At 61.8% G+C, this 7,302-nt stretch carries 6 protein-coding genes; 5 read left to right on the top strand and 1 reads right to left on the bottom strand.

Annotation, left to right across the window (positions count from 1 at the left end; translation table 11 throughout):
- A partial coding sequence (locus ACQKEN_RS25200; protein ID WP_427689475.1) for a DUF2931 family protein occupies nucleotides 1-361 on the top strand: 361 nt, incomplete at its 5' end.
- Nucleotides 362-467: 106 nt separating this feature from the next.
- On the top strand, nucleotides 468-1,115 hold the full coding sequence (locus ACQKEN_RS25195; RefSeq protein ID WP_427689477.1) for a DUF2931 family protein: 648 nt from the start codon (nucleotides 468-470) through the stop codon (nucleotides 1,113-1,115).
- Nucleotides 1,116-1,208: 93 nt separating this feature from the next.
- On the opposite strand, the gene ACQKEN_RS25190 is transcribed toward ACQKEN_RS25195, so the two are convergent.
- Nucleotides 1,209-3,248: an FAD-dependent oxidoreductase gene (locus ACQKEN_RS25190; RefSeq protein ID WP_427689474.1), complete on the bottom strand. Its 2,040-nt coding sequence runs from the start codon at nucleotides 3,246-3,248 to the stop codon at nucleotides 1,209-1,211.
- A 347-nt stretch (nucleotides 3,249-3,595) separates the two neighbouring features.
- Between ACQKEN_RS25190 and ACQKEN_RS25185 the strand changes: the two genes are divergently transcribed.
- From ACQKEN_RS25185 to ACQKEN_RS25175, 3 genes are all read left to right on the top strand, one after another.
- Nucleotides 3,596-4,747 carry a carbon-nitrogen hydrolase family protein gene (locus ACQKEN_RS25185; protein ID WP_427689473.1) on the top strand — a complete coding sequence of 384 codons (1,152 nt, stop codon included), beginning with the start codon at nucleotides 3,596-3,598 and terminating at the stop codon, nucleotides 4,745-4,747.
- Nucleotides 4,748-4,750: 3 nt separating this feature from the next.
- Nucleotides 4,751-5,791: an AraC family transcriptional regulator gene (locus ACQKEN_RS25180; protein ID WP_427689472.1), complete on the top strand. Its 1,041-nt coding sequence runs from the start codon at nucleotides 4,751-4,753 to the stop codon at nucleotides 5,789-5,791.
- Between the two features lie 768 nt (nucleotides 5,792-6,559).
- The coding region (locus ACQKEN_RS25175) for a pyridoxal-phosphate dependent enzyme (RefSeq protein ID WP_427689476.1) at nucleotides 6,560-7,302 on the top strand (743 nt) is incomplete at its 3' end.

Raw genomic sequence — 7,302 nt, 5'->3', positions numbered from 1 at the left:
ACCCGACCAGATTTTCCTGCGTTGGCAGTCACTAGTAGAGCCTCAGGCTTACAAGATCAAAATACAAATACCCCAGTGGGTACGCGATGAGATGATGCGGCCAGAGCGGGTCTATTGCCGCGGCTCAAGGGAATGGATAGATGACTACCGTTTCGCGATTACGCTGGGAATGGCCCCAGGAGGAATCGTGAAAGTCTGGGTTGGCGGGCCATGTTTAGGCTTCACAGAAGTCGGCCGTTACCAAGCCGAAGTCGAACCGCTCGGCCCCTACCGTGGCGCAAGCAAAGGCAAGTACATCCCGCTCGAACCGGAGAACAAAGCTTACGTAGAACAACACGGCATTCCCTATGGCAGTTGGTAACTCGGCCATGAGTGGTCGCGATCACAATCAGTACACGCAACCGTGGGCGCAATGGCGTCTTGGCTCAAGGGGCTCAAGGGGCTCAAGGGGCTCAGCCGCAGACTGGATTCCCCGCCTGAAAAGGCTGGCTTGTGCAGCCGGTCTGTTACTAAGCCTCAGCTCCTGCGCGAGTGGGCCAAGATTACCCCCAGCCCCCAAGCTGCCTTATCCAGCGTGGTACATCAGCCTCGTTGCGCCCCGCCATATGGAAGTGTGGGTCGAGAGTGTGGATGTACTCGATCAGCGGGGCCTTGCCTTCTATCGGGTTCATGGGGGGAGTGCTAGTTACACCGGCTCGGTCAAGGGATGGCCAACAGAAGGCGGGGGAGGAAAACCCGTAAACAATGTGGATCTTCCGAAGACGATACATCTGCGTTGGCAGTCGCTGGTGGAACCTCAGGCTTACAAGGTACACATCGACATTCCGCAGTGGGTCCGTGATGAGATGGTCAAACCACAACAAGTATTTTGTGCTTGGGATCAGAAGATTGTGACCCTCTATCCACGAACGATCAGCTTGGGGATGGCCCCTGGTGGCATCGTCAAGGTTTGGGTTGGGGCCGGCTGCATAAAGGATAAGGAAGTCGGCCGCTTTCAAGCCGAAGTCGAACCTCGCGGCCCTTACCTGAACGATGAAGGGCTGTTTTACCGGGCCCCAAACCAAGCAGCCCAAGCCTGGATTGACCAGCACGGAATCCCCTACGGCAGCTGGTAACCGTCCCACCCGCCAGAGTCCCCACAGACCCTGGCGGCACGCGATCCAACCCCGTCAAACCCAGCAGCAACATCACCGGCCAGAAACCACCCCCTATAACCCCGCCGCCAACCGCGATCCCTGATCAATCGCCCGCTTCGCATCCAGCTCAGTCGCCACATCCGCCCCGCCAATCAAATGCACGCTCTGCCCCGCCGCCTGTAATCCGTCATACAGTTCACGCAGCGGATCCTGCCCGGCGCAGATCACCACGTTGTCCACCGGCAGCAGTTTCTCCTCGCCGTCAGCCCCGATACGAATATGCAGACCCGCATCGTCGATCTTCAAATATTCCACGCTGTTGAGCATCTGCACCTGTTTGTTCTTAAGCCCCGTGCGATGAATCCAGCCGGTGGTTTTGCCGAGGCCGTCGCCGACTTTCGTGGCTTTGCGCTGCAGCAGGAACACCTGACGTGCTGGCGCATGGGGATGAGGCTTGATCCCGGCGACACCGCCTCGCGCCGCCAGATGCGTGTCGATGCCCCACTCGTCCCAGAACGCATCGCGATCCAGGCTGGTGGCGACGCCCTGATGGACGAGGAATTCCGACACGTCGAAGCCGATGCCCCCCGCGCCAATCACGGCGACGGACTTGCCGACCGGCTTGCGGCCCAGGATCACGTCGAGGTAACTCAGCACCTTGGAGTTGTCGACACCGGGGATGGCGGGCGTTCGTGGGGCGATGCCGGTGGCCAGAATCACTTCGTCATAGCCTTTGCCGACCAGATCATCGACCGTGACGCGGGTGTTCAGGCGCAGGTCGACGCCGGTGGTTTGCAGCTTGCGGCCGAAGTAGCGCAGGGTCTCGAAGAACTCTTCCTTGCCCGGAATGCGCTTGGCGATGTTGAACTGCCCGCCGATTTCGCTGGCCGAGTCGAACAACGTCACGTCATGCCCGCGCTGGGCCGCGACGGTGGCGGCTGCGAGGCCCGCAGGACCGGCACCGATGACCGCGATTTTGCGGACCTGGGTGACCGGCAGGTAATTGAGCTCGGTTTCATGACAGGCGCGGGGGTTGACCAGGCAGCTGGTGAGCTTGCCGCCGAAGGTGTGGTCCAGACACGCCTGGTTGCAGCCGATGCAGGTGTTGATCTCGTCGCTGCGACCGGCCGAGGCCTTGTTGACGAATTCCGGGTCGGCGAGAAACGGGCGCGCCATGGAGACCATGTCGGCGTCACCTTGGGCGAGTATCTGCTCGGCAACCTCGGGGGTATTGATGCGGTTGGTGGTAATTAGCGGGATCGACACCGAGCCGCGCATTTTCGCCGTCACTTTGGCGAACGCCGCGCGCGGCACCTTGGTGGCGATGGTCGGGATCCGCGCTTCGTGCCAGCCAATGCCGGTGTTGATCAGCGTGGCGCCCGAACGCTCGATGGCCTGGGCCAGTTGCACCACTTCTTCCCAGCTGCTGCCGCCTTCAATGAGGTCGAGCATCGACAGGCGATAAATAATGATGAAATTCGCCCCCACGGCTTCACGCACGCGGCGCACGATCTCCACCGGCAGGCGCATGCGGTTTTCATAGCTGCCGCCCCAACGGTCGGTGCGATGGTTGGTGTGGGCGACGAGAAACTGGTTAATGAAATAGCCTTCGGAGCCCATGATCTCGACGCCGTCGTATTCGGCGGTCTGCGCGAGGGTCGCGCAGGTGACGAAATCCTGAATCTGCTTCTCGATGCCGTCTTCGTCCAGTTCTTTGGGTGTGAAGGGGTTGATCGGCGCCTGGATCGCGCTCGGTGCCACCTGCTTGGGGCTGTAGGCATAACGCCCGGCATGGAGGATCTGCATGCAGATCTTGCCGCCGGCCTCATGCACTGCTTGGGTGACGATGCGATGGTTGGCGGCTTCTTCCGGCGTCGACAGCTTGGCCGCCCCCGAATACACCCCGCCTTCGGCGTTCGGTGCGATACCGCCGGTGACCATCAGGCCGACCCCGCCCCGTGCGCGCTCGGCGAAATACACCGCCATGCGCTCGAACCCGCCCGGCTTCTCTTCAAGCCCGGTGTGCATCGAGCCCATCAGGGTGCGGTTGCGCAACGTGGTGAAACCCAGGTCCAGGGGAGCGAGCAAATGCGGGTAGTGGGGGGCGGCCATAAAAACTCCATCGAGCATCTTCACGGGGCGCGGGCGCTCTGTGGCGCCCGTCGAATCAGTCAGGGCCTTGAACGAGCGCCTTGTACATGGCGCAAACAGTAAACAGGCGCCCGGCCATGCTCAATGACCAGAAGTGACAACTTAATGATCGAACTGCGCAGAGGTCTTCAAGCCATGAACGATTACCCTTCCGTTGGGCAGGGGCATCTGCAAGATGTCCCCTCTGACCAGAGCATCTTCACGGCTGCGCCGTTGGCAAACCTTCTCCAAATCGCCGTTTTGCCGTAGCCTTCCGGCAACGTCATGGCGCCGTGTGCGCTTTCTCCAGAGGCAGTTCTCCTTTCTTCATGCGCAAAGTTCTCGGCTCACTTACCGCTGCAGTGCTGGTGATTCTTCTCGTCAGCTACGGGCTGTGGACGGGCAAGCGTCATGTCGGGCATTACCTGACGGACCTGCGCATCCAACTGGTGATCAACGACGGGCAACCCGGCGAACGCGGCAACCTGCTGGGCATTCAGCCCGAACTGTTCCCTTCCGATTATTCGAGCGTCAAACGCCTGCATCGCAAGCTTGCGTCCTATCTGGTGCAGGCCCGTGACCATGGGCTGCTCAACGATAAAACCATCGTGGTGCTGCCGGAGCACATCGGCACCTGGTTGTTGGCGGTGGACGAAAAAACCCAGTTCTATCAGGCCACCACCCTCGAAGAAGCCATGAATTGGCTGGCGTTCAGCAACCCGCTGCTGTTCATCGACGCCGTGTTTCACGCGCGGGGCAGCAGCCGCTTCGAGGATGCACGCCTGCGCATGAAGGCGCACAGCATGGCCCAGGATTATCAGAACGTGTTCGGCGGGCTGGCGAAGGAATTTGGCGTGACGCTGGTGGCCGGCTCGATCGTGCTGCCCAGCCCGCAAGTGGAAAACGGCGAACTGCGCATCGGCCGTGGCGCGCTCTATAACAGCAGCCTGGTGTTCGGCCCCGACGGCCTGCCCTTGGGGCAGCCCCAGCGTCAGTTGTTCCCGGGCTGGAATCAGCGGGGTTACATCCGTCCCGGCAAGGACGCGCCGCTCAACGTGATTGAGACACCCGCCGGCCGTTTGGCAACGCTGATTGGCAGTGACAGCTGGTACCCCGACAACTACGCGCGCCTCAACGCCAGCGGCGTCGAGCTGATTGCAGTACCGGCCTACGTCGCCGGCACGGACGGCTGGTCGCAACCGTGGCGCAGCGACAAGCACCAGGCGCTGGCCGCCCATTTGAACCTGGGCGCCAAGCCGATCACCCAGGGCGAAGCCTGGCGTCGACTGGCCCTGACACCGGCCAGCACAGCGAAAGCCGGCGTCAGCGTGTTCATGCGCGGCCAGTTCTGGGACCAGGGCAGCGCCGGCCACAGTTTCGCCAGCCGCGGCGGGCAAAGCATTGCCGGGCAATCCATCAGCGCGGCCCCGAAAGGCGTCCGCCCTGGTCATGGCGCGCGCCTGATCAATCTGTGGTTGTAACCGATGACCTCCCCTCGCGTGCGTCTGGGCGATCTGTCCGTGGGTTTCGTCCACAGCCTTGCCGACGCGGTTCGCAACGAAGGCCAGGACCCGCAACCGCTGCTGCTGCAATACGGCCTGGATGCCGCGCGAGTGGGTGAGGCTGGCGCCCGGCTGTCGATCCCGCGCTACATGCGCCTGGGCCATGGGGCCATCGAGCTCACCGGCGTGCCTGCCCTCGGCCTGCGGATGGGTCAATCCAGTCGTTTGAGCCACGCCGGGCTGGCCGGCGTCACTGCGGCTCAGGCGCCCACCGTGCGTGAAGCGGCGCGCACGCTGATTCGTTTCGAACCACTGTATGGCTCCAATTATCGCGGCCAGTCGAGCCTGCACGAAGACAGCGAAGGCGCCTGGCTGCGCTTCTATTCCATCAGCCCGTACAACGACTACAACCGCTTCGTGGTGGATTCGATTCTCAGCGGCTGGCTGCATCAACTGTCGACCCTGAGCGGGACGACGTTGAGAGCCGAATGTCTGGAGATCGAGTTCGACGCCCCCGCCTACGCGGCTGAATACGCCGCGCTCTGCGAGCAGCCCGTGACTTTCGCCGCGGGCGTCAATCAGTTGCGCCTCAACCAGCATCAGCTTGGCCTGCGCAACCCCGATCACGTGCCGAGTACCTGGCGGCATCTGCTGCAGGTGTGTGAACGGGAACTGGAGCAGCTCACGCGCACCCGCAGCCTGCGCGAGCGCATCACCCAATTGCTGGGGCCGTTGTTGAATGGGGGGCAGGAGCCGGATCTCGAAGAAGTGGCCGCGCGACTGAAGCTGCCGACCTGGACCCTGCGCCGCAAGCTGGCGGACGAGGGCACACAGTTCCGTGCGATCCTCAATGACACCCGGCGCGACCTCGCCATGACCTACATCCGGGACACCGAACTGGCCTTTGGCGAAATCGCCTACTTATTGGGATTTGCGTCAGCAGAAGCCTTTCAGCGGGCCTTCAAACGCTGGACCGAACAGACGCCCGGTGCGTTTCGTCGCAGCCAGCGCCAGTCGATCTGACTGGCAGGCGCGGGTTTTCCTACAACTCGGTGGCGTCTTCTGCTGGCTCCAGCGGGTCCATCTCGTACGCCTGGTATTCCAGCAATTCTTCTTGGTACTCGTCCATGTTTGCGCCCTCGTGGCGGGTTCTTGTGATCGATAGGGTTCTTGTGTCGCTGAGTCATTCAGCTGCAGATTCACTGACTACGAACCCAACCCTAAAGTGCCCTCATGAACAAAAAATGAAGGCCTGTTGAACACTCGACGACACTGAGGTCTTTGTAGGAGCGCGCTCGCCCGCGAAAGCGTCATTTCAGTCACATCAACGTCACCTGACCCTCCCCATTCGCGGGCAAGCGCGCGCCTGCATTCAAGCCATTCAGCCTCGCCGTATGGACGGCAATGATTCGGGCGGCGTTGCTGAGCTTTGCCTGCCTTTTGCCTGTGCGGTCGATTTGCTCCGCGAAAGCAGCATTCATGACAGCGGCCCACTTGACGACCGCGTCGTGTTCGCCATAGTCTCGACACCATGAACGCACCCCAGCATTTCTTCGGCCAGATAATTATTACCGCCATTCCAGTCATGGCGGGTTAGCCGACGTTTGCACCCAACCCGCCCTAGAGGCGGGTTTTTTCTCTCTGTCTCCCGGGCCAAAAACCACACCAGGAGCCAGACATGATCATTCGCCCTTCCCTCGCCCTCTTCACCGCCCGCCTGATCATCCCAAGCCTTTCGACGAGGCCCACACGATGAGTCAGACGCCAGCCCACTCGATCGCTCAGGGCGACCTGCTCAATCACTACGTCAAAAAGATCCTCACTTCCCGCGTCTACGACGTTGCCGTGGAAACCCCGCTGCACGCCGCCCGCCAGCTGTCTGCGCGCCTGGGCAACAATGTGCTGCTCAAGCGCGAAGACCTGCAGCCGGTGTACTCCTTCAAGATTCGTGGCGCCTACAACAAGTTGGCGCAGCTGAGCCCGGAAGAGCTGGCGCGGGGCGTGGTGACGGCATCGGCGGGCAATCATGCCCAAGGCCTGGCGCTGGCGGCGAAGACGTTGGGCGTGTCGGCGACCATCGTGATGCCGAAGACCACCCCCGAGATCAAGGTCGAAGGCGTGCGCTCCCGGGGCGGAAAAGTCGTACTCCATGGCGACTCGTTTCCCGAGGCGCTGGCGTACTCGCTGAAGCTGGTTGAGGAACACGGCTACGTCTACGTCCACCCTTACGACGACCCTGACACCATTGCCGGGCAAGGCACGGTGGCGATGGAAATCCTGCGTCAGCATCAGGGCCCGCTGGACGCTATCTTTGTGCCGGTGGGCGGCGGCGGGCTGATCGCCGGCATTGCGGCGTATGTGAAATACCTGCGCCCGGAAATCAAGGTGATCGGCGTCGAGCCCGATGACTCCAATTGCCTGCAACAGGCCATGGCCTATGGCGAGCGCGTGGTGCTGCAGCAGGTCGGGCTGTTTGCCGACGGTGTGGCGGTGGCGCAGATCGGTCAGTACACCTTCGAGATCTGCAAGGACTA

The sequence above is a fragment of the Pseudomonas sp. NPDC078416 genome, assembly GCF_050268485.1.
GTDB lineage: Bacteria > Pseudomonadota > Gammaproteobacteria > Pseudomonadales > Pseudomonadaceae > Aquipseudomonas.
The sequence above is the reverse complement of the archived record's forward strand: the minus strand, read 5'-3'. Positions and strand labels throughout refer to the sequence as shown.